The sequence below is a fragment of the Exiguobacterium sp. s163 genome (assembly GCF_018617135.1).
Lineage (GTDB): Bacteria > Bacillota > Bacilli > Exiguobacteriales > Exiguobacteriaceae > Exiguobacterium > Exiguobacterium profundum.
Genome location: NZ_JACSJN010000004.1, coordinates 213063 through 237354, shown reverse-complemented (window position 1 = coordinate 237354; position 24292 = coordinate 213063). Strand labels below are relative to the sequence as shown.

Below are 24292 nucleotides of genomic sequence, written 5' to 3'. Positions count from 1 at the left end.
TGGTTATGATGATTTGGTCAAATTCAAAAGGTTCGATTCCAGAAGGCTGGTATGAACTTCAATCAGGAGATGTCATCCGTCCAAAACGATGGATGTTGTCATTTTTAGAGAAGGCAGAGTCGAGCGGCTACGCAGTCATCGATCCACCGCTTCTCGAATACTATTCACATTATCAAAATTTAGCGCTCTTTGACGAGTCAGCCTATTATCGATTGTTCGGGAACGACGGGGAACTTCTCGTCATGCGCCCTGACTATACACTACAAATCGCAAGAAAGTTAGCAGACGGTCATGAACCGATGCGTGTCGCTTACGCTGGTGCCGTCTATCGTCGGACGGTCAAACATTCCGGGCAACCCCATGAACGGCAACAGCTTGGACTCGAATGGGTCGATGGCGAAGAGAAGGACAGTCATCTAATTGAGTCCTTTCTCGATATGACGGAAGGGGTCCTGCCTACCGAACGTTTGACCATCAAAATTGGGTCAGCAGCCGTCATCTCGCTCATCGCGAAAGAGACAGGGATTCAGGAACGAACATTCCGAAAAATCTTAGCACTTCGAAACTTAGAATCATTACGTGAATTAGCAGAGACGTATCGCTATCCGTTGATTGCGAAGCTGCCCTTTTTAATCGGGAATTCTGCACTCGAAGAATTACGGGCTGAGGCACCGGAATCTTTAAAGGAAGCCATCGATGAAGTCGACGAGGCAGTAAAACACTTGCGTACCATCGGTTTAGAGGTGTCTTACGATTTCGGTCAAACGGGAGACTTTGATTACTACTCAGGATTGACCGTGACGGGAAGTGTGGAAGGCAAGCGTGTCCTTTCAGGAGGACGATATGATTCACTCTATGGACATTTTGGACACTCGAGACGAGCGTTCGGAATGTCGCTCGATTTAGAACAGTTAGATGAGGTGATTAAATGAAAGTAGCGGTCGCGAAAGGTCGGATTGAAAAAGCAGCCCGTCAATTTTTTGTCGAACGTGACTTACCCGTATGGCCAGAGAAGCGGGGACGTGAGTTGACGGTACAAGCAGGAAATCATGAATTCATTTTCGTCAAAGGGGACGACGTCTATAAATATGTGATGCATGGAGCGGCAGATGTTGGCATAGTCGGCGGTGATATTTTACGAGAAAAAACGCCAGGCGTACTTGAAGTCGTCGATTTACCGTTCGGTCGCTGTCGAATGGCCGTGTGTGGTCCAAAAGTTCGACGCAACGGCACAAAGAAATTGAAAGTGGCGAGTAAATATCCGAATATCGCCATATCACACTTTGCATCGAAGCGACAAAACGTAGAAGTCATTGCATTGAACGGGTCAGTCGAACTGGCTCCGTTAACGGGACTCGCTGATTGCATCGTCGACATCGTCGAGACAGGCGCGACGTTGGCTGCAAACGACTTGGAAGAATACGAGGCGATTTTTTCAATCAATGCAAAATTCATCACGAGTGAGACAGCTTTAGCGGAACAGCCTGACGAATTGAAGGCCTGGATTCGAAAGATGAGTCAGGAGGAGAACGCATGAGTACAGAAACGAATCGCTCAAGGCGCGAAGCTTGGGCCGAAGCCGTGAAACCGATCGTGGAATCGATAGAGGCCCGCGGAGACGAAGCGCTGCTTGAGTGGACGAAACAATTCGACGGGGTCGACCGAATTGAATCGGTCGATTTGGCCAGCTTTAATCCGCCAGTCGCATATGCTGAATTGACAGAGGCGCTGTCGTTAGCAGCAGAACGGATTCGTGCATTTCACGCGCGCCAAGTCCGACAAGACGATGTGTTCGAAGATACGATGTTCCGACTTGGGAGACGCTATATGCCGCTGGATTCGGTAGGGGTTTATGTACCAGGTGGGACAGCCGTCTATCCGTCGAGCGTCCTGATGAATATCATTCCGGCGAAAGTGGCCGGTGTCAAACGAGTCGTCATGGTCACCCCACCAAAAGCAGATGGGATTGACATTTCCCTTTTGATTGCAGCAAAAATCGCAGGTGCCGATGAATGTTTTCTAATCGGAGGTGCCCAAGCCGTTGCCGCACTCGCATATGGGACAGAAACGATTCGTCCGGTCGATAAGATTGTCGGACCCGGAAATGCTTATGTTGCGACGGCGAAGGCACTCGTCTCACACATCGTCGGGATCGACTCCGTCGCCGGACCGTCTGAAGTGTTGATCATTGCCGATGAAACGGCGAACCCGAAGTGGGTTGCCGCCGACCTGCTCGCACAAGCGGAACATGACGTCGAGGCGACGGCGATCGCGCTCGTCACGTCAGAAACCCTTCGCAATCAAATCGAGCAGGAGCTTGAGCGACAATTAGCGCAATTACCACGCCAGGACATTGCGAGAGAATCATTGAAACGTGGCGGAGTCTTATATCGGACAATCGAGGATGCAATCGAATACGCGAACACGATGGCAGCGGAGCATGTCCAGTTGGCCGTAAAAGATCCTGAGGTGTTGATGCGTGCGATTCGTCACGGTGGTTCGTTCTTTCTCGGACATGAGGCGGCCGAAGCATTTGGAGACTATATCGCTGGACCGAACCACGTCTTGCCTACGAGCGGGACAGCCCGCTTCTCTAGTGGACTATCGGTCGATGACTTTTATCGCCGTCAGACATTCCTTGAGATGACAGAACTGGATGAGACGATTACAAAGGCCGCGATTCGAATCGCCAAACAAGAACAATTAGAAGGACACGCCCGTGCGATGGCTGTTCGGATGGAGGACGTATGAGACGAAATTATCAGAACATCCCACGCTATGTACCTCATGCCGCTTCGGGATATGCGCTCAATCAAAATGAAAGTCAATATCCGTTACCAGAACGTCTCGAACGAGCTATTCGAGACGTATCACTCGAGGCACTCAGCCGTTACCCAGTCGAAGAATTGCTCGCTTTAAAAGCAAGCTATGCTGACTATGCGGGAGTCGAGCCGACGCAACTCATGGTCGGGAGCGGGAGCGATGAGCTATTGGCCATCTTGAGTCAGGCGATTTTGGATACGGAAGACCGTGTGGTCGCACCGGCCCCAGACTTTTCGATGTATGGCATCTATACACAAATTGCCAGAGGGCATTTCACACAACCGGACGAACAGGGTTTGCGTTACGAGACGTTGACTGAGGTCATTCGAACAACCGACCCTAAACTCGTCTTGATCTCGAATCCGAATAACCCGACCGGAAAGATGTGGACACTAGACGAATTGTCTGACATTGCGACACGTGTACCGTATCTGGTCGTGGATGAAGCCTATATTGATTTCACAATGAAAGATTCATTTGTGTCTCGATTGAGCGAATATTCGAACGTCATCATCTTACGGACGTTATCGAAAGCGTTCGGTCTAGCAAACCTCCGGATTGGTTTCATGATTGCATCTGAAGAAATCATCGAACAGATTGACCGCTTCCGTTCGCCATTCAATGTCAGTGGTCTCAGTGCCGCTGTCGCCAACGTCGTCTTACGAGATGAAACGTATATTCAAGAGTCGATTCAGTTCCATACGGCGCAACGTGAGAAGTTAACGGAGTTGTTACGACCAGTCGGTGAGATTTTACCGAGCCGTGCCAACTTCATTTATGTCAAAACGGATGATAGTGAAGGATGGGCATCCCGCTTCCTTGATAAAGGAGTCCATGTACGTGCTTTTCCCGATGGACTACGTGTCAGTGCAGGGACAGACGAGGCGTATGCCTTAATCCGACAAACGATTGAAGAGGTGAATTCTGTTGAGAACAGCTGAACTAAAGCGTGAAACGAAAGAGACAAAAATTGATATTCAATTAAATCTAGACGGAACAGGTGAAAGTTCTATCCAAACAGGGGTCGGCTTCTTCGATCACATGTTGACGTTACTTGCTTTTCACAGTCAGATGGACTTGCATGTGAAAGTTGAAGGTGATACGTGGGTCGATGCCCACCATACGGTCGAGGATGTCGGGATCGCACTCGGTCAGCTTATCGCCAAGTCACTCGGGGATAAAGTCGGAATTCGCCGCTACGGGTCGAGTTACATGCCGATGGATGAGACGCTAGCACGAGCGGTCATTGATGTGTCTGGGCGTCCCTTCCTCGTCTATCAAGCGGATATTCGCAATCCGAAGCTTGGTGATTTTGATACCGAGCTCGCTGAGGAATTCTTCCGGGCCGTTGCCATGAATGGTCGACTTACACTGCACTTAGCTGTCCTGTACGGGTCGAACTCACATCACATGATTGAAGGGTTGTTCAAAGCGTTCGGACGAGCGCTTGCCGAAGCGGTCTCGAGCGATGGGACGAATCGTCTCCCTTCTACGAAAGGATGGATCGAAGGATGAAAGTAGCAGTCATCGATTATGGTATGGGAAACGTATTTAACGTCGAACGTGCGTTACAGGCCATCGGTTGCTACGTCGTGATCACGAACGATGCAAATCAAATTGAAGAGGCGGATGCCGTTTTACTTCCTGGGGTCGGTGCCTTCCCGCAAGCGATGCAATCGCTCGAACAGACGGGTCTTATCCCACTCTTGCAACAGATGGCGACGGAAAAGCCATTTTTAGGGATCTGTCTTGGGATGCAGCTCTTGTTTGATTCGAGCACGGAAGGTATGCCGACAAAAGGTCTCGGGTTGATTCCGGGAACGGTCGAACGGATGCGAGCGAAGCGTCTCCCACACGTCGGATGGAACTCGATCCTTCGCGATGAGGATGTCTATTTTGTCCACTCTTACCATGCCGTGACGGCGGACGACTACATTGTGGCGGCAGCTGATTATATGGGTGAGAAAGTTCCGGCAATCGTTCAAAAAGGGCTCGTGACGGGCATGCAGTTCCACCCGGAAAAGAGCGGGACGTTCGGTCTCAGCTTACTTCAAGAATGGAAGGAGGCGGTCGAGCGTGAGATTACTACCCGCCATTGATTTGATTGGAGGCAAGATCGTCCGTTTGACGGAAGGTGATTTTTCTACGGAAGAACAATACGGAGATCCGTATGAATTATTAAAAGCGTGGCAAGGGAAGGTCCCGATGATTCACTTGATTGATTTAGAAGGGGCCAAGGCAGGTGAGCCGCGTCATTTAGACGTTGTCCGTTATGCGAAGTCTCTAGGGTTCCTTGTCCAGACAGGAGGAGGAATTCGTTCAGAAGCCGCACTTGATGCGGTCATGGAAACCGGTGCGGATCGCGTCCTTTTAGGGACGAAGGCGTTTACGGATCCTGACTTTCTAGACATGGCGATTGAAAAGTATGGCAAGCGAATCGCTGTGGCACTCGATGCCTATGACGGGAAGGTCGCCATTAACGGATGGCAGGAAGCGACAAAACTCGATGACATCTCGGTCGCTCAAGACCTTGTCAAACGGGGGATCGAAACGATTCTATATACCGATATCGGATCCGATGGGAAACTGAATGGACCGAATTTTTCTCGCATGAAAGCGTTACGTCAAATCGTCAACGTCACATTGATTGCCTCAGGCGGTGTGACGACTGAAGAGGACGTGAAGGAACTGAAGATGGCAAAAATTGATGAGGCTGTCGTCGGGAAAGCACTTCTGTCCGGTAAGGTGAGCATCGAAGAACTGATTGAATGGGAGGCGCGTTATGCTTAAACGCAGAATTATTCCATGTCTTGACGTGAAAGAAGGTCGTGTCGTCAAAGGGATTGAGTTCGTACAATTACGAGACATCGGTGATCCGGTCGAAATCGCGAAATATTACGATGAGTCCGGAGCCGATGAACTTGTCTTTCTCGATATCGCGGCAAGTACGGAGCGTCGCCAGACGATGCTCGATGTCGTCAGTGCGGTAGCGCGGAAAGTATTCATCCCGCTGACGGTCGGAGGTGGGATTCGTTCACTAGAGGATATCTCGTCACTATTAAAAGCAGGGGCGGACAAAGTATCGTTGAACACGCTCGCTGTAGAATCCCCAAGTCTCATTCGTGAAGCGGCCGATCGTTTCGGTTCACAATGTATCGTCGTCGCAATCGACGTAAAGTTTGAAGATGGCGAATATTATGTGTACACATATGGTGGAAAACAGAAGACGGACCTGTTGGCGGTCGAATGGGCGAAACAAGTGGCCGCGCTCGGTGCGGGTGAACTTCTTGTCACGTCCATGAATCAAGATGGAAAGCAGAGCGGTTATGACCTTGCGATTTTAGAACAACTTCGTGAAGTCGTCGACATTCCGATTATCGCATCCGGTGGGGCAGGCAATGCCGAGCACGTAGTCGAAGCGCTTGAGAAAGTCGATGCCGCATTACTTGCATCCATCTTACATGACCGAAAAACGACAGTAGAAGAGGTGAAGCACGTATGCACGAGTCACAACTTGCCGATGCGGTTCGTTTCGACGAAAATGGACTGATTCCCGCCATCATCGTCTCAGACGACGACGGGGCGGTCCTCATGCTCGGATATATGAATGATGAGGCAATCCGACAGACGCTTCGTGAACGGGTCGTCACGTTCTGGTCTCGTTCAAAAGGTCGGCTTTGGATGAAAGGGGAGACGAGCGGAAATACACTGGACGTCGTCAGCATCCACGTCGACTGTGACCAGGATGCGCTTCTCGTTCGTGTTCATGCGAACGGTCCGACGTGTCATACCGGTAATCGAAGCTGTTTCTTTACGGAGGTGAATGTATGATTCATGAATTGGAACAATTGATTCAATTTAGAAAAAATGAACCGAAAGAAGGTTCGTATACGACTTATTTATTGGAACAAGGCGTTGAAAAAATCGCGAAAAAGTTCGGGGAAGAAGCGTTTGAGGTCGTCATTGCTGCTATGACGGATGAAGACTTGGTTGAAGAGTCAGCCGACCTTCTGTATCACTTACTCGTCTTGTTAGCAGCCAAAGGTGTGCGCTTAGAGGATGTGGAAGCGTTACTCGCCAAGCGTCACGGTACTACCACACCGGCGAAACCACGTCGCGACGTCACGGAATGGTAAATAAAAGAGGAAGGAGACGCGCTCCTTCCTCTTTTGTATTACCGATTGACCGAGGCGGCCATGCGAATGTATGTATGACGTCGCCCGCGAATGGCAATGGAAAGTGCCTGAATGTTCTCTGGGACGGCAATCCCCGACAGTCCGGCGTCACCGATGTGCACGATGTCTGCTCCGCCTCGTTTTGAAGAGAGCGCAATCTCCCGAACGGTCGCAACATCTGCACCTTCTTGTGACGTTCCAATCGCCGCTAACGTGAGAGCACCGAGCGATTGCAACTCCTGAACGAGTTCGTAGAACGATTCTTCACGGACACCAGGTACGGTGCCTGGAGCTGGTAGTAGGATAATGTCTGCGCCGGCTTCGACGAAGCGGATATACGCGTCGCGGTCCAATACATTGCCGGCACCAGCCTGATGCATTTTCCCGGCAATGATGACCCCTGCGAATTCACGACGCGCTTGGATGATCGCTTGTTCGATGGCTTCATTCGTAACTCCGGTATTCGGATTGCCTGTCAAACAGACGAAGTCAATCCCGAGCTCAGATGCTTTTTGGAACGCTTCGATTGAAGCAAGCCTGCCTCGTTTCACTTCATTCATCTCGGACGACTTCTCTGAAAAATCGACAGGTTCCAAGTTGACTCCAATTGGCAATCCGATCAGACGTTTTAGTTCTAGAATCGGATGGTCGCTCATCTCATCACCTGGCATGTCGCCGAACAGCGCGTGACTTTCGAGTCCTTTGATGTACGGGTGAAACACATCCAACATATTCAATAAAATCAAATCGGCACCGAACGCTCGCGCGAGTTCTGCGTTTGTCACTTCTGGATAGAGTGGCTGCACCGTTGGGATGACCTCGGCCATGACCGTTCGACCTTCTGCTTTTCGAATCGAATCGACTAAATCTTGACGATTAAACGTGATAAAATCACTTGCCCGACATTCCAGTATTCGTTTCATATGATCTGCCTCCTTCTGCTCATCCTTATCTCTATTCCCTATACCGTTCAAAAATCCTCTATACTACAAGTGAGGAGGGATGAACATGACAGAAAAAGAGAAGATGATTCGTGGTGAACTGTATTTAGCTGGTGATGAAACGCTCGTTACAGACCGTAAGCGTGCCCGGAGATTGACTGAACGATTCAATCGTTTAGGGATCGATGAGTTGGAAGAACGAAATGAGATTCTTAGTGAGTTACTCGGTTCAACGAAAGGGTCGTATTATATCGAACCGAATTTCAAATGTGATTATGGGTATAACATCCACGTAGGAGATCGATTCTATGCGAATTTTGACTGTGTCTTCCTAGACATCTGTCCCATCACGTTTGGGGATGACTGCATGCTTGCGCCGGCGGTACATATTTACACGGCAACACACCCGATCGACCCGATTGAGCGCATCTCTGGATATGAGTTCGGGAAACCCGTGACCATCGGGGACCGAGTATGGATTGGTGGTGGGGCCATCATCAATCCGGGGGTGACGATTGGGGATGAGGCAGTCATCGCATCCGGTGCCGTCGTCACAAAAGATGTACCACCTCGAACAGTCGTCGGAGGAAATCCGGCACGTGTGATCAAGACGATCGACTGACAAAAACTCCTGAACACGAGGTTCAGGAGTTTTTTACATGACTTGTTTTCTTGTATTTCTGAATAGCTGTATGTACAAGATGAAGCGCCGACTCGTCTCCGATCGTCACCCGAATCCCCGTAGGTTGTTTCGACGTGTGTAAGTTCAAGTCAGTAAAATGGGCCCACACTACTTCAGGTTGCTCGAGCTCGACATACAAAAAGTTCGTCGTGGCAGGGATGACATGACCGATGGTTTCGAAGGCTTGCGCCCACTTTTGCCGCATCTCGTCATGCCATTCGATTGTTTCTTGAAGATAACTCGCATCTTTTAAGAAGATATTGCAAATTTTAGCACTCACTCCGCTGATATTAAATGGCGGGATGAATTGACGGAAATAGTGTGCGAGTTCGCAGTTTGTCACCATGAATCCGATTCGTACGTTTGCCAATCCGAACGCTTTTGACATCGTGCGAAGGACGATGAGATTCGGAAGGGTGGCAATGAACGGGATCATGCTCGCATCTGGTGTGAAGTCCATGTACGCCTCATCCACCACGATATATGGCACGAGTGAGGCGAGATGCGTCAACTCTTCTACGGTCCAAAGCTTCCCGGTTGGATTGTTCGGATTCGAAAGGAGAAGAAGCTTTGGATGATGCGTCTCAATCGCCTTTACCATTCCTTCATACGATAAATCAACGGCTTGAACATGATGACCGTGTGCGATAGTCGTGAAGATTGGGTACATCGAAAAGTCAGGTGCCGGAGACAAGACGATGTCATGTGGTGCGAGCAATGCTTGCGTCACGACATGAATCATCTCATCACTCCCACAACCGACGAGTAATTGCTCGGTGTGACGCCAACGTACGCAGCGTATTGTTCGAACAATTCATTGATCGGTTCGACCGGATATTCGTGTAAGTCATCATACGTCAACGAATCAAGCTGATTCTTGATGCGGTCAGGTAACGGGAATTGACTTTCATTTTGGTTTAACCGATGTCCCGTCGGATATACGACGGGATAGATCGGTAGCTCGACTTGTCTCATTCAGTTGGCTCCATCGAGAACCATTTTTTCACCAATTCATCGATTTCGCCAGACGCCATCATTTTGTTCAATTCTTCGTTGAACTGGTCGCGTAACGCATCATCTAATTTAAACGCCGCAGCCGAACCTTTTTCGCCATCCTCTTTCAAAGCGAACGTATAGAAGCTGTCATCTTGGTCTAAATATTTTTGTGCGACCGTATCTTCGATGACCATCGCATCGATTCGTCCCGTGTTCAACTCTTGAACGATTTCAGGGATCTTGTTCAAGGATACGAATTCAGCGTCAGGAGCCTGTTCTTTGGCGATGTTTTCTTGAATCGAAGCCGTTTGGACACCGATTTTCTTACCAGACAAATCTTCGATTGCCTGAAGGGACTCATCTTTCGTCATAATCAAGTTTGTCGCAGACAAGTAGATGTCTGAGAAGTCGGCATTCTCTTTACGCTCTTCTGTTGGTGTCATCCCAGCCATGACAAAGTCGACACGGCCGCTATTCAAGGCTCCGAGTAAGCTACCGAAGTCCATATCTTCAATCTTCAGTTCGTAACCGAGTCGTTCTGTGATCGTCTCTGCGATTTCAATATCGAATCCGACAATCGCATCCCCATTTGCCGTATCGACAAATTCATATGGGAAATAGTCGGCGCTCGTCCCCATGACGAGCGTTTTTTGCTCTGTCGCTTCACCTTCTGTTTCTTGACTACATGCACCGAGTAATACTGCGCTCATCATAAGTGATCCTGCTAATAACCATTTTTTCATATGTGTATAATGCCTCCCTGTTGTAGATGAGACTAAGTGTATATGTATGATTATTAATTGTAAAGAATAAATATACAAAATTATTAAAAAAGAGAAGCACTTTCTATCTGAAAGCGTTCTCTTCTTGGTTTTTCAACAGATACGACATAATTCGCTCAATCGGAATTTCTCGATTGTCCATCGTATCGATTTGTAAGTAAGGGTGGTTAGTGGGCCGTTTGCAGCGTTCATTCATCTTAGACCAATTCTCATATGAAACTTGATCAATTTGACTCGGCCGTCTGACACGGTTTCGAAGTCGTGTGTTAATTTCTTCGTGATTTTCATGCCGACACTCGATATAACGGTAAGTCGCTCCGTACTTGGTGGAAATCGCTATCCCTTTATCGAGTATTTCATCATAGAGACAAGGACTGTCGAGAATGACGTTTTGGCCAAGTGATAGGTGATACTCGACGAGGGACCAATCGACATCATAAGCCATCTTCCCGATTTCTCCATCCGAGAAGTTTCCATCAGGAAGCGTATGGAGTAGGGCGGTCTTTGAAACATCATGATCGATGATGACTGCGTGTACGTGTTGGATGATACGCTTAGCCAATGTGGATTTTCCTGATCCAGGTGTTCCAGACATTTGAAGAAAAAACAGATGATCACCTCACATCGAAGTAGGAGCAAATCTTATTACTCATACAACTTGATTTACTTGTTAAAAAGGCTCATTTCCTTAAGATAGTCTTCGATACAATCGACCTGAATAACCTGATAGGGTTAGTTAAAGGTTTGATTCGATGTTAGCATTTGCATAGCATGATGACATTTCCATCAAGATCTTTGAAATTGAACCAATGTTCGTGCTCAATTGGTGTGAGGACATCAATGTCGTGTTGAACCATATAAGAATAAGCTTGATGAATATCGTGCGTATTTAAGTGAAACAGCGGTGTCTGGATGATGTTATCTTTTAAGTAGATTTTGCTATCTAAAACGAGGTTGGTACCCTCTAATGGAATGACATATAAATGGTCGAATAAAATCTCTTCTTTTGTTGAAAGATCGAATAAATCACAATACCAGTCACGCGCCTTTTGAATATCACTTACCGGAATGAAAATGGTACCGATTTTGTGAAGGATAGGGTTCATAGAAACTCCTGCCTTTTCGTTTGATTAATAAAGTTTTGAACATCTTTCCGAGATTTTAAGATGATAATCTGTTTCTCATGAGAATATTGTTTGATTCGTTTGACCATCTCAGGTTTTTGAACGTCAGGAAAATTCCAAACCCATTTGAGGAATGCGAAGTCAAGCTTTTCCTCACAGGATGCGCCCATGTCAGGTCGCGTCGTACCACGATATCGGACGACTCGTTTGAGGACGCGATATACACAAACGATTCGCGGGAGGTCAATCAAAATGACGGTATCTGCTGCCTGCAGTCGTAAATCAAGCGTGTTCCCGAAGTTTCCATCGATGATCCATTGATCTTTCTTCACGAGTTGTTGTTGGATGTCGATTCGTTCTTCTCTCGGTGCCATCACCCATCCCGGTCTCCACATGAGGGCATCCAAATGATAGACATCGAGATGTAATCGTTCACCGAGTTGACGGGCGAGTGTGGATTTCCCCGCACCACCAGAACCGATGATCATGATGCGATTCATATAGTCACTTCTTTCATTGATGGACTTGACAAGATTGACTTTGCCCGCAAATCCATCTTTGAAGGTAGATTTTGTAGCGAAAAATATTTTAAATCTATTCCTTCATCATCGTTTAAAGATAACGTGCCCGTCACAGTGTCAGTGAAAAATAAATGGGTAACATTGTGTACTTGATCCCCATTTGGGTATTCAAAGAAAAAGTCAGGTCCAGAGAAGACTGAGATTAGACTTAATTGGTTGGATGATAGACCGGTTTCTTCATACAATTCTCGTTGTGCGGTTTGTTCGATGGTTTCTCCAGGTTCCATCGCCCCGCCAGGAAGTCCCCATTCCTTTGTATCTTTCCTTAGTTGTAATAAAAATTCTTTATTTTCATTTTGTACAGCTATTGCAGCGCCGACCATAATGAAAGGACGGTGACCGATGAGTTCTCGCATCGTTTGAACATAATCTTTCAACTTATTCATCCTCCAATACAATCCATTTCTTCAATTGACCGTCTTCTTCGTAAATGACCCGGACATCCATCTGTCCGATAACAAGACGTTGTTCCGAACTGAACATGACGATCGGATAGTTCGTTGACACGGGTTTGTCCGTCTCGAAAATAGGACTATGCGCCTGCATCGCGTAATACCCGTCCGACCTCGTGTTGGCAGCCCCTGCATCAATCTGTGTCACATGGTCAAATCCTCTCAGTCTGAGCACATAACTATAAGACGTTCTCGCTCCTTGCTCGAGACGCCATTCTTCGATGATGGCTGATTTGTCGTCCACCGATCGCTCTTCTAGCACTTTCTGTGCCGTATACTCTTTTTCATAAGGAATCATCTCTTGAATGCTGACGACGGTCATCGTCGCGAGTTTGAGCGATTCCTCGGAAGGCGGGGTAATCAGTATACCAATAAAGATGAGGATGGGAATCAACAAATAGACCATGACACGACTACGCATTTTCATCACCTTACCTTTTCAGACTGTAAACTATTTCTGCATAAGAGAATCAGTTCCCTTCAAAAGACTGCTGGAATCTCAAAACCGATTCATTACTTCAAGTTTTTGAATGAGCAGGTATGATATAAAGAGGAGGGATGTATATGAAAATCGGGGTCGTAGGTGGAGGCGTTGCGGGTTTGACTGCAGCTGCGCTCGTGCAGCAGAAAGGGCATGATGTGATTGTATTAGAAGCATCGCGTGAGTGGGGTGGGTGTGCCGGCAAGTTTCAACGGGGTGACTATTTGTTTCCTGCAGGGGCAACGCTCGGGATGGGGTTCGAACGAGGAGGGGTCCATCAGCGGGTTCTTCAGAAATTGGGCGAATCGGTCGAGGTGACGTTACTGGACGCGGTGATGGACATTCAACTGCCTGACGTCACCGTCACCTACTATCGCGACCGCAAGCGTCTGCTTGATGAGCTCAGTCGCGTATTCTCAGAGCATTATGGGTCAATCCATGCGTTTTACCGTGAAGTGTGGGACGATTTTGAGAGGATTCGTCCGTTGTTTCAGCAGTTACCTGCTCTTCCACTTCGCACGGTCTCGGATATGATCTATGCACTAAAAGGGTTCCGGTCGAATCAAATCACAACGCTCCTCAAACTCCAGCGGCCACTCGGTGACACGTTAGCTCGTCATGGATTAAACGGTACAATGTTCGAGCGATTTATCGATGGCGTCCTGCTCGACAGTTTGCAGACCGGTGCGAAAGAAGCGAGTCATTTACTCGGTGCAGTGGCGCTGTCAGTCTATCACGAAGGAGCGTACTATGTGGAAGGTGGACTGTATCAATTGGCTCATGCGTTAGAGCGCGCCGTACGGACGTTTGGTGGGGAGACGAAATTAGGGAGAGACGTCCAGTCCATCGAACGAGTGACGGATGGATGGCTCATCACCGATCGAAGAGGACGACTTGAACTAGTCGATGTCATTGTTTCCGCCATCCCGATTGAGCGGACGAGCGAACTTCTGAGAGGACAAGAACAACGATGCTTCAAACGACAATACCGCAGACAGTTGAAGCAGTCGCAATGGGGCACGTTCAGTCTCTATCTCGTCTTGCCTGAGGATGTGTGTCGACAGAAACCGCTGTTTCAACAAATCTATCACGAGCGATTACCGAGTGGGCATGCGTTCATTTCCATGTCCGCGCCGGATGACGTGTTGCGCACAGAAAAACCGGAACGGACCATCACGGTATCCACACATATCGATTTATCAGAATGGCAACATTGGAAAGACCGGGCGGCATATGAGAAACTAGAGCAAGAATGGACCAATCGTCTCGTCGACGTCGTCGCAACTGCTTTTCCCGCTTGGGACCGCGAGTCGTCACTACTTCTTCCTGGTGGACCCGGGGCATGGGTGAAGTATACGAAGCGACCGCATGGGGCAGTCGGAGGTTATGCGCAGACTCCTAGCCAGGCGCTCTTTCGCGCTGCGAGTTATCGCACCGACTTGCCGAACTTTTTTGTGTGCGGGGATACCGTATTTCCAGGAGCGGGGACGATTGGCGCGATGACGAGCGGATTACATGTCGCCCGGGCACTCGGGGTGACGATTGATTAGGGGGATACTGATGAAGAAAAAAGCGTTTGATGAACTGACAACGATGGAATTGTATCGCTTACTGGCATTACGAACTGAGATATTCGTGGTCGAACAGAACTGTCCGTACCAAGAGGTGGATGGTAAGGACGTAGCAGCCATCCATTATTGGATTGAAGAAGATGGAGAGATCGTCTCTGCGCTTCGCGTGCTGGCGGAAGCATCTCCGGTCGCCATTGGACGTGTCGTCACGAAAGCGACGCATCGAGGGAAAGGGTATTCCCGCCTCTTGATGGATGCAGCGATCAAGGACTTCGGTCATGAGACATTATATCTGCAAGCGCAGACGTATGTGGAACCTTTTTATGCCTCGTTTGGCTTCAAACGGACGAGTGATGTGTATCAAGAAGATAGTATTCCACATGTCGATATGTTACGTGAATCAACGAATCCCGCTAGTACCGTTTCGGAATCGTTCATGTTAGAATGAGAAAGAACATTCACGTGCTTTTGAGCACGATTACATTATAGACATAAAGGGGTTTACAATGGTGACCGATCAACAAGTAATTGCAAAAGCAAGAGAATTGGCAGATGTATTAGCACAAACACCAGAAGTGGCGCGCTTCAAAGAAGCGGAAGCGAAAGTAAACGGAAGTGACCGCGTACAGACTTTGATTAAACGAATCAAGTTCTTACAAAAAGAAGCCGTCAACTGTAAGCACTATGGTAAGACGGAAGCACTTGCGAAAGTCGAGCAAAAGATTGATAAAGCGATGGAAGAACTCGATTCAATTCCGGTCGTTCAAGCGTTCCAGGAAACTCAAGTCGAAGTGAACGATTTGCTTCAATACGTGACGGTGACGCTCGCGAACTCCGTGACGGACCGCATCATCGAATCGACGGACGGTGACGTCCTTGCAGGAAAGACAGGGAGCGGCATGGCGGCTGAACAAGCACGCGGCGGCTGCGGATACTAAAACGACACAGCTGGCCGATGGTCAGCTGTTGTACTTTCTAGAGGTGAATCAACATGCAAGAAGTCCATCAGACACCAATGATGAAACAATATTTCTCTATCAAGGCCGACTATCCGGACGCCTTTTTATTCTATCGACTCGGCGACTTTTACGAGTTGTTTTTTGAAGATGCACAAATTGTTGCAAAAGAGTTAGAGCTCACGCTCACTTCTAAAAACGGAAAGCAGGCCGAGCATCCGATTCCGATGTGTGGCGTTCCGCATCATTCCGCAGCAATCTACATTGAACAATTGATTGAAAAAGGTTTTAACGTCGCCATCTGTGAACAGATGGAGGATCCGAAAGCGACGAAGGGACTCGTGAAACGGGAAGTCATCCAAGTGATCACGCCGGGTACATATATGGCGTCACTCAGTGAAAAAGAAAACCGATATCTCGTCGCCATCTCGGACGTCGCAGGGCGATTCGGAATTGCTCGCGGTGACGTCACGACGGGGGAATCATGGTTGACGACACTCTCGTCAGAAGAGACCGTCTTGCGGGAAATCGAAGGATTGCTTCCGAACGAGGTCATCGTCGAGGATGAACGACTCGCTGATTTATTGCGACAGACCGGGATCCCACTTTCGATTCAAGTGGACAAGCGGAATAGTCCACTCGCACAAGGTGCAAAAGATGAGGCACAACGCTCGGCATTTGAGTTGCTGTTTGCCTATCTCACGAAAACACAGAAACGTTCACTTGACCACTTGCAACCAGCTGTCGCCTATGAGGTTGAACAGCATATGCAACTTGACGCCAACACGGCCCGAAATCTTGAGTTGTTCCGTTCGGCTCGTTCAGGGGACCGGAAAGGGTCACTCCTTTCACTCCTTGATGAGACGACGACGGCGATGGGCGGTCGATTGTTGAAACGTTGGCTCGAACAGCCACTTTATACAGAGCAAGGCATCAGAGAGCGACAGGATGCCGTCGAGAACTTGGTGGACGACTTCATGTTGCGCGATCAACTACAAGAAGAGCTGAAGCGAGTCTACGATATCGAACGCCTTGTCGCTAAAGTTGGGTACGGGACGGCGAATGCGCGAGATCTCGTCCAACTTCGCGACACGCTCGAGCGGATGCCTTCTGTCCGGTCACTCTTACAAACAGTGAAAGCGGATCGCTTGCAGCAAATCGAACAAAATCTCGACTCGTTCGAGACGTTGAGTGAACAGCTTCGGGCTGCCCTCGTCGATTCACCACCGATCTCGACGAAAGAAGGTGGGATGATTCGTCACGGATACTCGGAAGAGCTCGACGAACTGTTAGAAGCGAAAGCGAACGGGAAATCGTGGATTGCCAACCTCGAGCAACAGGAACGCATCGCGACCGGCATCAAGTCGTTGAAGGTCGGGTATAACCGCGTATTCGGTTACTACTTGGAAGTGACGAAAGCAAATGCGAAGTTGCTCGAAGAAGGGCGTTATGAGCGGAAGCAGACATTGACGAATGCGGAACGTTACATTACACCTGAGTTAAAAGAGAAGGAAGCGCTCATCTTAGGAGCGGAAGAGAAGAGCTGTACGCTCGAATATGATTTGTTTGTCGCACTTCGCGAAGAAGTGAAGACGTATACGAAGCCCCTTCAGCAGCTGGCTCGCTCACTCAGTGAGTTGGATGTTCTCCTCGCCCTTGCCGTCGTAGCCGAGAAACGGGAGTATGTGCGTCCAATTACAGCGAAGCATGTACAAATCGAACGCGGGCGTCACCCTGTCATTGAAACGGTCTTGCCGCGAGGCGAATATGTCGCCAATGACTTGACGCTTGACGACACACGTCAAATGTTACTCATCACCGGACCGAACATGTCCGGTAAATCGACGTACATGCGTCAATTTGCCTTGATTGCAATCCTTCATCAAATCGGTTCATTCGTCCCGGCAGAAGCGGCGGAACTCCCGCTCTTTGACCGCATCTTCACACGAATCGGTGCGGCGGACGATTTGGTGAGCGGACAGTCGACGTTCATGGTCGAGATGACCGAGACGCGCCAAGCCGTTACCGAGGCGACGAGCAATAGTCTGATTCTATTGGATGAAATCGGTCGCGGGACGTCGACGTATGACGGGATGGCGCTCGCACAGGCAATCGTTGAATATATCGCCTCGTCAATCGGTGCGAAGACACTCTTCTCTACGCACTATCATGAACTGACAGTGCTCGAAGATTCGATTCCGACACTTGAGAATGTTCATGTCCGGGCGATTGAGCGGGATGGACGAGTCGTCTTCCTCCACGAAGTGCATCCGGGACGTGCCGATAAATCGTATGGGATTCATGTGGCGGAATTGGCTGAACTTCCGGATTCATTGATTGACCGGGCCCGGACGATTCTGTCAGAACTCGAATCCGAAGCAACGAAACCAGCTTTGAACGAGCAATCTGCTCCACCTCAAGTGGAAGAAGTCAGCCAGTTGTCATTGTTCGAGTCGCATGACGCTGTTCGAGAACAGCTGCTCAAACTCGATCTATTGGCAATGAATCCAATCGAAGCGATGCAGGCGCTCTACGAACTGCAACAGACCGCAAAGAAAGGGTGAGTCGATGGGAATCATTCGAGAGTTACCTGAACAGCTCGCGAACCGAATCGCAGCCGGGGAGGTCGTCGAGCGACCGGCTTCCGTCGTCAAAGAATTAGTCGAAAATGCGATTGACGCGGGAGCGACGAAAGTAGACGTCGACTTACAAGAGGCGGGCATCCGTCTAATCAAAGTGCGAGATAACGGGCATGGGTTCCATGAAGAAGATGCGGCGCGAGCCTTCTTGCGGCATGCGACGAGTAAGATCCGGGACGAGCATGACTTGTTTCGGATTCGGACGCTCGGCTTCCGCGGTGAGGCGCTCGCCTCGATTGCGTCGGTCAGCCACGTCTCCTTGAAGTCAAAGCGAGCAGATGAGGATGGTTTTGAGATGACGCTTGAAGGTGGAGTCGTCAAGGCGACGAATCCGACGGCGACGAACGTCGGGACCGAAATTGCGGTCAGTCAGCTCTTCTTCAACACACCGGCACGGCTGAAATATTTGAAGACGTCAGCAACGGAACTTGCAAGTATTACGGATACGTTGAACCGTTTAGCGCTGTCTCATCCGGAGATTCGATTCACCGTCTTTCATGAAGAGAAAGAATTGTTGCGTACGAACGGGAATGGAGACTTGAAACAAGTCATGCTTGCCATCTATGGTCGCCAAGTCGCCGCACAAATCGTCACGGCGTCGAGCAAGACGAACGATTATACGCTGAGCGCCCATCTCGTGCGCCCGGAAGTGACCCGTTCGAACAAACAGTACGTGACTCTCATCTTAAACGGTCGAAGCATCAAGAACTTTGCACTGACCCAAAGCGTGCTTGAAGGCTACCATACGCTCTTACCGATCGGTCGCTATCCAATTGCCGTGCTCGAAGTGAAGATGGACCCGATGTTGATTGACGTGAACGTCCATCCGACGAAACGTGAAGTGCGTTTGTCGAAAGAAAAAGAACTATGCCAGCTCATCCGAGAGACCGTACAATTGACACTCCGGGAACAACGTCTCATTCCGTCTGTGAAACAAGATCCGAAGCCGAAACGTGTGACACCTTCTGAACAGTCGAAACTCGACTTTTCGATGGAGCCCCAACCTAAACAGGCAGATCCGGTCGAGTGGAACTATCCGATTCCTCGCGAGCGAAAAGAGTCGCTCACGTCTCCTTCCCAGTGGAACCCGGCGCCGCTCGTTCATGAACCGGAACCAGAGATGATTGAACCAAAACAGGTCGAAGAGCCTGTACATCAGTCGGAGCGTCTTCCGGCGTTAGACGTCATCGGGCAACTGCATTCGAGTTATATCATCTGTGGAGCGGAAGACGGGATGTACGTGATGGACCAACATGCCGCTCAGGAACGCATCAAGTATGAGTTGTTTTATGAGCAGTTAGGACGTCCGGAAAAAGAGTATCAGCTTCTATTGATTCCGCTGACGTTAGAGTTCACGCAAGAAGAGACGCTCGCTATCGAAGAAGTGCTCCCGCTTCTAGCGGATGCAGGCATCACGTTAGAGCCGTTTGGGGGTAACACGTTCCTTGTCCGTGAGATTCCGACATGGTATCCGCAACATGACTTAGAGGGCACGATTCGTGATCTGGTGGAGATGGCCATTCAACAGCGGTCAATCGACATCGCGAAATATCGCGAAGAAGCATCAATCCTCATGGCGTGTAAACGATCGATCAAAGCGAACCATCCACTCAATAGGGAGATGATGCGACAATTGATTGATGATTTGAGTCGTACGACGTCTCCGTTTACCTGTCCGCACGGGCGACCGATTCTCGTGAAATGGAGCACGTATGAGCTTGAGAAGTTATTTAAACGCGTCATGTAATCGTCTTGTTACCTTGTTTTAACACGATGTAACGTTTATGCAGGAGCCCACATGGGAAAACTATACACATGTCACTCAACGCATCGAGGTTGAGAGGTGGCTTTTTCACTGCCTCACCCTCAAGATGTCGACATGAAATGTATATCCATGTAGGAGGAAAAGAAAATGACGAACAAACTTCAAGTATCAAAACGAGAATTACGCCCACGATCACTACGCACGAAGTTGCGTAACGAAGGAAAAGCGTTAGGCGTCGTCTACGGCTACAAAGTAGACAGCACACCAATCGTGTTTGACGAGATGGACCTTCGTAAAATTCTCCGAGACCATGGTGACAATGCCTTGATTGAACTCCATTACGATGGAAATAAAATCAATACGCTCGTGCACGGATCAGAAACGGATCCGTTCACAAACTTCTATCAGCACGTCGAATTCATGGCCGTGAAGATGGATGAAGAGACAGAAGTTGAAGCGGATATCGTCCTTGTTGGCGACGCGAAAGGCGTCAAAGAAGGCGGATATCTCGCCCAGTCACTTTATAAAGTGACGGTCGCTGCGACACCTGCCAACATCCCAGAACGCATCGAACTCGATGTCTCAGAGCTTGGAATCGGTGATTCGGTGACGGTAGCAGATCTTCCAGAAGACAAATCGTACACGATTGTCTCGGAACCAGATATGCACATCGCCTCTGTGAATGAGCCGGTTGCAGAAGTTGAAGAGGAAGAGTCGGAAGAAGGTTCAACTCAAGAGGAAGCATCAGAAGCTTCATCGGAAGAAGCTGAAGAATCGTCTGAGGATAAAGAATAAGAGTTACACAAGTGCTTCGAGAAATCGGAGCACTTTTTTGTTTGTCACAAATCCGCCACATGTAAACGATTACGATGTGAACACTCTGTCAATTCCTTCTAGAGGTGATTGCCAACAGAGACTGTACAGTTTATATTGTTAATGATTTCACATATTCGAACTGATACTTTCCTATTTAATTATTCAGAAAGAAGGGTTTGTGACATGGCATCAATGGAAATCCATGCACTCGAATCATTACGGAAAAAAGCACAGGCTTCCTCGCAAATGATTCATTATCGTCCAATGGAATACTTTTTACGGGCAATGTTAGCCGGGATCTTTATCGGCTTTGCCTCAATCTTCACGTTGAAAGTCGTCAACGGTATGTATTTAGCGGAATCTCCGTTCACGACACTCATCGGAGGCTTCTCGTTCGGGATCGCGCTCGTCATGATCATCTATGGGGGAGCTGAGTTGTTCACGGGAAATACGATGTATTTCACAACGTCGACGCTTCGTGGTTATACGACGCTCAGCGACACGATGCTCGTCTGGTTGCTCTGCTTCGTCGGGAACGCACTCGGGGGAATCCTATTCGCCTTACTACTTGCACCGACTGGCGTCATCCAAGAACTCGGGATGAACAACTGGTTGTTCTCCGTTGTTGAAAGTAAAATGCATCATACGACGGTTGAAATTTTCTTCCGCGCCATCTTCTGTAACTGGATGGTCTGTCTCGCTATTTTCTTACCGAAACAAATGAAAAATGAGTTCGCTCAAATCTTCTCGATGATTTTCCTTGTCGCGGTCTTCTTCGCTTCAGGATTCGACCACGTCATCGCCAACTTCGTCTTGTTCGCCTTGACGCTCGTCGTCCCACACCCTGAGACGATCAGCATGGCAGGTGCGATTCATAACTTGATTCCTGCGACGTTCGGTAACATCATCGGTGGAGCGCTCTTCATGGGAGCCATCTATACGTGGTTGAACTCGAAAGGTCTCCGTGAAGCACAAGAATTAGAAGAAGAAGTCGAATTAAAAGTTGTAAAAGCGGTTAAATAAATGATGTTTGTCACATATAACGTAGAGCCTTGTCTTACCGAAGACGAGGCTCTTTTTTATCGTATGATCACACGTAAACTGTCACAATATCGACTCGTGACCATCGAGAAAAACACATGCCATAATCTATATATAGGATTCTTAAAACGAATATGAATGTTTTGAATCCATATATAGTGAGGTGATGCGTTTTGAAATTACTGCAGTTGTATGAGGACGTCTGCGTCTTACCAGACCAAGACTTGGTACAAGAGAATGCGAATGTGGACGGCAAATCCCCGCTCGGAAAACTAGCACGACTCTCTTCAGAAGTGTCGAAAGAACTATCGCAGACGTATTTGATGTCGGAACGGTCAAAACAAGCCGTCACTGATAACTTTTTATACGTGCACGATGCCGACTATTACATCACAGGCTCGACGACATGTTGTCAAATTCCACTCGGTCAATTGTTGAAAGACGGCTTCCATACGGGACATGGGACGATCCGGTCGCCAAAGGACATTCGCTCTGCCATGGCACTCGCGTCGATCATCCTTCAAGCGAATCAAAACATGCAGCATGGGGGGCAGGCCTTCCCAATGTTTGACGTCGACTTGGCACCGTATGTCGAGAAGACATATGAGCGTCAACTGAGCCGACTTCAATCCTTACCCGTTGACTGGGAAGAAACGCAATTGGAGACACTCGCGGAAGAAGAGACGATTTCGGCGACGTATCAGGCGTGTGAGGCATTCATCCACAATGCGAACTCGATGCACTCACGAGGTGGCGGGCAAGTGCCTTTTGTTTCGATCAATTATGGAACGGACACATCAAAGTGGGGACGTATCCTCATTCGAGAGCTACTTCGTGCCACGGAACGTGGGTTAGGGAACGGGGAGACTCCGATTTTTCCTATTCAAATCTTTAAAGTGAAGGAAGGAATCAACTTTCGGGAGGACGATCCGAACGTCGATCTTTTCCGTGAAGCGTGTCGGGTCACAGGAAAACGGCTATTTCCGAATTTTTCCTTCATCGATGCCCCGTTCAATGCCGCTTACTATGATGGGACGCATGCATCTGAAGTGGCATATATGGGTTGCCGCACTCGGGTCATGGGAAACCGACACGGAGAAGAGACGTCGATCGGTCGTGGCAATCTTTCCTTTTCCACACTCAACTTGGTGAAGATGGCACTTGTCTCGGAGTCGATCTCGGATTTTTACAGCATTCTCAACCGCTATGTCGACATCGGGATCGAACAGTTGATTGAGCGTTTCGAGTATCAATGTACGCGTCGCGCTGAAGAATTCCGTTTCCTCTACACACAAGGGGTCTGGCGTGGAAGTGAGCAGTTACATATTCATGATGAAGTCCGAGATGTGCTGAAACAAGGAACGCTCTCACTCGGGTTCATCGGACTCGCTGAAACGTTGAAGGTGTTGACGGGAGGTACACATGCTGAGTCGCGTGAAGCGGAACGACTCGGTCTCGATATCGTCACGCACTTGGCCAATCGCATACGTGCGGCAGCCGAAACGTACGACTTGAATTTTTCGTTGCTCGCGACACCGGCAGAAGGATTGTCAGGTAAATTTGTGACGCGAGACCAGGAAACGTTTGGGATGATTGAAGGTGTCACTAATCGTGCCTTTTATACAAATTCATTCCACGTGCCGGTCTATCAGTCTGTATCAATTCGTGAGAAAATCCGAATCGAGGCACCGTATCACGCATTGTGTGACGCGGGACATATTTCATATGTCGAAGTCGATGGGTCACTTGCCCACAATGCGGAAGCGGTGGAATCGATTGTCCGCTTGATGCGACAGCATGATATCGGCTACGGTTCCATCAATCATCCGGTCGATCGTTGCGGAAATTGTGGGTTAGAAGGACTGATTGACGATGCCTGTCCGACGTGTGGCGAGGATACAAACATTGAACGAATCCGCCGCATCACCGGTTATTTGGTCGGGACGATGGACCGTTGGAATACGGCGAAGCGAGAAGAAGAGCGGGCGAGGGTGAAACACGATGCGCATTCTATCCGTCGTTGAAGAATCCGTCGTTGACGGACCGGGGATTCGGACGGTCATCTTTACTGCTGGCTGTCCGCATCACTGTAAAGGGTGTCACAATCCTTCCTCGTGGAATCCAACCGGGGGTGAGGATGTCGAAGTAGAGGAACTTGTTCAGCGCGTCAAGCTCAGTGGTTGGGACGGGGTGACCATATCTGGAGGCGAACCGTTTCTTCAATCGTCAGCGTTAGCAAAACTCGTCACGGCATGTAAGTCGCTCGGTAAAAATGTGTGGGTGTATACTGGTTATACGCTCGAACAGTTGGAAGCGATGCATGACGAAGCGATTCAAACCGTGTTGGACTACGCCGATGTGCTCGTCGACGGTCGTTACGAGCAGTCGCTACGAGATATGGGACTTCGTTTTCGAGGATCGAGTAATCAACGAATCATCTTTTTGAATAAAGTATAATCGAGGCAGA

At 48.8% G+C, this 24292-nt stretch carries 27 protein-coding genes and 1 pseudogene; 19 read left to right on the top strand and 9 right to left on the bottom strand.

Annotated elements, in window-relative coordinates:
- The first annotated feature begins 8 nt into the window (after window positions 1–8).
- The 9 genes and pseudogenes from KNO71_RS12160 (at window position 9) to hisIE (ending at window position 6959) form a co-directional block, all read left to right on the top strand.
- Window positions 9–932: an ATP phosphoribosyltransferase regulatory subunit gene (locus KNO71_RS12160; protein WP_078146778.1), complete on the top strand. Its 924-nt coding sequence runs from the start codon at window positions 9–11 to the stop codon at window positions 930–932.
- Window positions 929–1537 (top strand): ATP phosphoribosyltransferase, encoded by a 609-nt coding sequence (hisG, locus tag KNO71_RS12155; RefSeq protein WP_078146779.1) that lies wholly within the window; start codon window positions 929–931, stop codon window positions 1535–1537. The genes KNO71_RS12160 and hisG overlap by 4 nt, the downstream gene beginning before the upstream one ends.
- On the top strand, window positions 1534–2751 hold the full coding sequence (gene hisD / locus KNO71_RS12150) for a histidinol dehydrogenase (protein WP_078146780.1): 1218 nt from the start codon (window positions 1534–1536) through the stop codon (window positions 2749–2751). The genes hisG and hisD overlap by 4 nt, the downstream gene beginning before the upstream one ends.
- The gene (locus KNO71_RS12145) at window positions 2748–3764 is read left to right on the top strand and encodes a pyridoxal phosphate-dependent aminotransferase (RefSeq protein ID WP_214684418.1); all 1017 of its coding nucleotides are present in this window, start codon (window positions 2748–2750) and stop codon (window positions 3762–3764) included. The genes hisD and KNO71_RS12145 overlap by 4 nt, the downstream gene beginning before the upstream one ends.
- Entirely contained in the window at window positions 3751–4338 is a 588-nt protein-coding gene (gene hisB / locus KNO71_RS12140) for an imidazoleglycerol-phosphate dehydratase HisB (RefSeq protein ID WP_031423922.1), read from the top strand. The genes KNO71_RS12145 and hisB overlap by 14 nt, the downstream gene beginning before the upstream one ends.
- The gene (gene hisH / locus KNO71_RS12135; protein ID WP_078146782.1) at window positions 4335–4922 is read left to right on the top strand and encodes an imidazole glycerol phosphate synthase subunit HisH; all 588 of its coding nucleotides are present in this window, start codon (window positions 4335–4337) and stop codon (window positions 4920–4922) included. Before hisB ends, hisH begins: the two co-directional genes overlap by 4 nt.
- Window positions 4900–5613 carry a 1-(5-phosphoribosyl)-5-[(5-phosphoribosylamino)methylideneamino]imidazole-4-carboxamide isomerase gene (hisA, locus tag KNO71_RS12130; protein WP_078146783.1) on the top strand — a complete coding sequence of 238 codons (714 nt, stop codon included), beginning with the start codon at window positions 4900–4902 and terminating at the stop codon, window positions 5611–5613. The genes hisH and hisA overlap by 23 nt, the downstream gene beginning before the upstream one ends.
- Window positions 5606–6373 carry an imidazole glycerol phosphate synthase subunit HisF gene (gene hisF / locus KNO71_RS12125; protein WP_078146784.1) on the top strand — a complete coding sequence of 256 codons (768 nt, stop codon included), beginning with the start codon at window positions 5606–5608 and terminating at the stop codon, window positions 6371–6373. The genes hisA and hisF overlap by 8 nt, the downstream gene beginning before the upstream one ends.
- Window positions 6322–6959: pseudogene (gene hisIE, locus KNO71_RS17675) on the top strand (bifunctional phosphoribosyl-AMP cyclohydrolase/phosphoribosyl-ATP diphosphatase HisIE). The gene hisF and the pseudogene hisIE overlap by 52 nt, the downstream one beginning before the upstream one ends.
- Before the next feature lie 38 nt (window positions 6960–6997).
- On the opposite strand, the gene KNO71_RS12110 reads toward hisIE, so the two are convergent.
- Window positions 6998–7921, bottom strand: coding sequence for a DUF7916 family protein (locus tag KNO71_RS12110; RefSeq protein ID WP_078146787.1), 924 nt, complete (start codon window positions 7919–7921; stop codon window positions 6998–7000).
- An 85-nt stretch (window positions 7922–8006) separates the two neighbouring features.
- Here KNO71_RS12110 and KNO71_RS12105 point away from each other — a divergent pair, with 85 nt between their 5' ends.
- Window positions 8007–8561, top strand: coding sequence for a maltose acetyltransferase domain-containing protein (locus tag KNO71_RS12105; protein ID WP_078146788.1), 555 nt, complete (start codon window positions 8007–8009; stop codon window positions 8559–8561).
- Between the two features lie 22 nt (window positions 8562–8583).
- On the opposite strand, the gene KNO71_RS12100 is transcribed toward KNO71_RS12105, so the two are convergent.
- The 8 genes from KNO71_RS12100 to KNO71_RS12070 all read right to left on the bottom strand — a co-directional run bounded on the left by KNO71_RS12100 (window position 8584) and on the right by KNO71_RS12070 (window position 12983).
- A complete protein-coding gene (locus tag KNO71_RS12100; protein WP_251031986.1) occupies window positions 8584–9363 on the bottom strand; it encodes a pyridoxal phosphate-dependent aminotransferase in 780 nt (259 codons plus the stop codon).
- Window positions 9360–9596: a hypothetical protein gene (locus tag KNO71_RS17670; RefSeq protein WP_251031985.1), complete on the bottom strand. Its 237-nt coding sequence runs from the start codon at window positions 9594–9596 to the stop codon at window positions 9360–9362. The genes KNO71_RS12100 and KNO71_RS17670 overlap by 4 nt, the downstream gene beginning before the upstream one ends.
- On the bottom strand, window positions 9593–10360 hold the full coding sequence (locus KNO71_RS12095) for a transporter substrate-binding domain-containing protein (RefSeq protein ID WP_214688832.1): 768 nt from the start codon (window positions 10358–10360) through the stop codon (window positions 9593–9595). The genes KNO71_RS17670 and KNO71_RS12095 overlap by 4 nt, the downstream gene beginning before the upstream one ends.
- Window positions 10361–10463: 103 nt before the next feature.
- Window positions 10464–10994, bottom strand: coding sequence for a P-loop nucleotide/nucleoside kinase family protein (locus KNO71_RS12090; protein WP_285222506.1), 531 nt, complete (start codon window positions 10992–10994; stop codon window positions 10464–10466).
- Between the two features lie 160 nt (window positions 10995–11154).
- Window positions 11155–11505: a VOC family protein gene (locus tag KNO71_RS12085; protein WP_214688831.1), complete on the bottom strand. Its 351-nt coding sequence runs from the start codon at window positions 11503–11505 to the stop codon at window positions 11155–11157.
- A complete protein-coding gene (locus KNO71_RS12080) occupies window positions 11502–12023 on the bottom strand; it encodes a DNA topology modulation protein (protein ID WP_214688830.1) in 522 nt (173 codons plus the stop codon). Before KNO71_RS12080 ends, KNO71_RS12085 begins: the two co-directional genes overlap by 4 nt.
- Window positions 12020–12490 (bottom strand): NUDIX hydrolase, encoded by a 471-nt coding sequence (locus KNO71_RS12075; RefSeq protein ID WP_214688829.1) that lies wholly within the window; start codon window positions 12488–12490, stop codon window positions 12020–12022. The genes KNO71_RS12080 and KNO71_RS12075 overlap by 4 nt, the downstream gene beginning before the upstream one ends.
- Window positions 12483–12983: a hypothetical protein gene (locus KNO71_RS12070; RefSeq protein WP_214688828.1), complete on the bottom strand. Its 501-nt coding sequence runs from the start codon at window positions 12981–12983 to the stop codon at window positions 12483–12485. The genes KNO71_RS12075 and KNO71_RS12070 overlap by 8 nt, the downstream gene beginning before the upstream one ends.
- 137 nt (window positions 12984–13120) lie before the next feature.
- Between KNO71_RS12070 and KNO71_RS12065 the strand changes: the two genes are divergently transcribed.
- From KNO71_RS12065 to nrdG, 9 genes are all read left to right on the top strand, one after another.
- Complete coding sequence (locus tag KNO71_RS12065) at window positions 13121–14587, top strand: phytoene desaturase family protein (protein WP_214688823.1); 1467 nt, start codon at window positions 13121–13123, stop codon at window positions 14585–14587.
- A 10-nt stretch (window positions 14588–14597) separates the two neighbouring features.
- Complete coding sequence (locus KNO71_RS12060) at window positions 14598–15056, top strand: GNAT family N-acetyltransferase (protein ID WP_214688821.1); 459 nt, start codon at window positions 14598–14600, stop codon at window positions 15054–15056.
- Window positions 15057–15114: 58 nt separating this feature from the next.
- Window positions 15115–15546: a YlbF/YmcA family competence regulator gene (locus KNO71_RS12055; protein ID WP_012726155.1), complete on the top strand. Its 432-nt coding sequence runs from the start codon at window positions 15115–15117 to the stop codon at window positions 15544–15546.
- Window positions 15547–15599: 53 nt separating this feature from the next.
- Complete coding sequence (mutS, locus tag KNO71_RS12050) at window positions 15600–18128, top strand: DNA mismatch repair protein MutS (protein ID WP_214688819.1); 2529 nt, start codon at window positions 15600–15602, stop codon at window positions 18126–18128.
- A gap of 4 nt (window positions 18129–18132) precedes the next feature.
- Window positions 18133–19950 (top strand): DNA mismatch repair endonuclease MutL, encoded by a 1818-nt coding sequence (mutL, locus tag KNO71_RS12045; protein WP_214688817.1) that lies wholly within the window; start codon window positions 18133–18135, stop codon window positions 19948–19950.
- Window positions 19951–20115: 165 nt separating this feature from the next.
- Window positions 20116–20763 (top strand): 50S ribosomal protein L25/general stress protein Ctc, encoded by a 648-nt coding sequence (locus KNO71_RS12040; protein WP_214688815.1) that lies wholly within the window; start codon window positions 20116–20118, stop codon window positions 20761–20763.
- Window positions 20764–20976: 213 nt separating this feature from the next.
- Window positions 20977–21807 (top strand): formate/nitrite transporter family protein, encoded by an 831-nt coding sequence (locus KNO71_RS12035; RefSeq protein WP_041918029.1) that lies wholly within the window; start codon window positions 20977–20979, stop codon window positions 21805–21807.
- 191 nt (window positions 21808–21998) lie between these two features.
- The gene (locus KNO71_RS12030) at window positions 21999–23849 is read left to right on the top strand and encodes an anaerobic ribonucleoside triphosphate reductase (protein WP_214688813.1); all 1851 of its coding nucleotides are present in this window, start codon (window positions 21999–22001) and stop codon (window positions 23847–23849) included.
- A complete protein-coding gene (gene nrdG, locus KNO71_RS12025) occupies window positions 23827–24282 on the top strand; it encodes an anaerobic ribonucleoside-triphosphate reductase activating protein (protein ID WP_074037124.1) in 456 nt (151 codons plus the stop codon). The genes KNO71_RS12030 and nrdG overlap by 23 nt, the downstream gene beginning before the upstream one ends.
- Window positions 24283–24292 lie beyond the last annotated feature (10 nt).

Excerpts from the sequence above, each read along its gene's own strand:
- KNO71_RS12160 (WP_078146778.1), top strand. The coding sequence starts at position 9 with ATGATTTGGTCAAATTCAAAAGGTTCGATTCCAGAAGGCTGGTATGAA.
- hisG (WP_078146779.1), top strand. The coding sequence starts at position 929 with ATGAAAGTAGCGGTCGCGAAAGGTCGGATTGAAAAAGCAGCCCGTCAA.
- hisD (WP_078146780.1), top strand. The coding sequence starts at position 1,534 with ATGAGTACAGAAACGAATCGCTCAAGGCGCGAAGCTTGGGCCGAAGCC.
- KNO71_RS12145 (WP_214684418.1), top strand. The coding sequence starts at position 2,748 with ATGAGACGAAATTATCAGAACATCCCACGCTATGTACCTCATGCCGCT.
- hisH (WP_078146782.1), top strand. The coding sequence starts at position 4,335 with ATGAAAGTAGCAGTCATCGATTATGGTATGGGAAACGTATTTAACGTC.
- hisF (WP_078146784.1), top strand. The coding sequence starts at position 5,606 with ATGCTTAAACGCAGAATTATTCCATGTCTTGACGTGAAAGAAGGTCGT.
- KNO71_RS12110 (WP_078146787.1), bottom strand. The coding sequence starts at position 7,921 with ATGAAACGAATACTGGAATGTCGGGCAAGTGATTTTATCACGTTTAAT.
- KNO71_RS12105 (WP_078146788.1), top strand. The coding sequence starts at position 8,007 with ATGACAGAAAAAGAGAAGATGATTCGTGGTGAACTGTATTTAGCTGGT.
- KNO71_RS12100 (WP_251031986.1), bottom strand. The coding sequence starts at position 9,363 with ATGATTCATGTCGTGACGCAAGCATTGCTCGCACCACATGACATCGTC.
- KNO71_RS17670 (WP_251031985.1), bottom strand. The coding sequence starts at position 9,596 with ATGAGACAAGTCGAGCTACCGATCTATCCCGTCGTATATCCGACGGGA.
- KNO71_RS12095 (WP_214688832.1), bottom strand. The coding sequence starts at position 10,360 with ATGAAAAAATGGTTATTAGCAGGATCACTTATGATGAGCGCAGTATTA.
- KNO71_RS12090 (WP_285222506.1), bottom strand. The coding sequence starts at position 10,994 with ATGTCTGGAACACCTGGATCAGGAAAATCCACATTGGCTAAGCGTATC.
- KNO71_RS12085 (WP_214688831.1), bottom strand. The coding sequence starts at position 11,505 with ATGAACCCTATCCTTCACAAAATCGGTACCATTTTCATTCCGGTAAGT.
- KNO71_RS12080 (WP_214688830.1), bottom strand. The coding sequence starts at position 12,023 with ATGAATCGCATCATGATCATCGGTTCTGGTGGTGCGGGGAAATCCACA.
- KNO71_RS12075 (WP_214688829.1), bottom strand. The coding sequence starts at position 12,490 with ATGAATAAGTTGAAAGATTATGTTCAAACGATGCGAGAACTCATCGGT.
- KNO71_RS12070 (WP_214688828.1), bottom strand. The coding sequence starts at position 12,983 with ATGAAAATGCGTAGTCGTGTCATGGTCTATTTGTTGATTCCCATCCTC.
- KNO71_RS12065 (WP_214688823.1), top strand. The coding sequence starts at position 13,121 with ATGAAAATCGGGGTCGTAGGTGGAGGCGTTGCGGGTTTGACTGCAGCT.
- KNO71_RS12060 (WP_214688821.1), top strand. The coding sequence starts at position 14,598 with ATGAAGAAAAAAGCGTTTGATGAACTGACAACGATGGAATTGTATCGC.
- KNO71_RS12055 (WP_012726155.1), top strand. The coding sequence starts at position 15,115 with ATGGTGACCGATCAACAAGTAATTGCAAAAGCAAGAGAATTGGCAGAT.
- mutS (WP_214688819.1), top strand. The coding sequence starts at position 15,600 with ATGCAAGAAGTCCATCAGACACCAATGATGAAACAATATTTCTCTATC.
- mutL (WP_214688817.1), top strand. The coding sequence starts at position 18,133 with ATGGGAATCATTCGAGAGTTACCTGAACAGCTCGCGAACCGAATCGCA.
- KNO71_RS12040 (WP_214688815.1), top strand. The coding sequence starts at position 20,116 with ATGACGAACAAACTTCAAGTATCAAAACGAGAATTACGCCCACGATCA.
- KNO71_RS12035 (WP_041918029.1), top strand. The coding sequence starts at position 20,977 with ATGGAAATCCATGCACTCGAATCATTACGGAAAAAAGCACAGGCTTCC.
- nrdG (WP_074037124.1), top strand. The coding sequence starts at position 23,827 with ATGCGCATTCTATCCGTCGTTGAAGAATCCGTCGTTGACGGACCGGGG.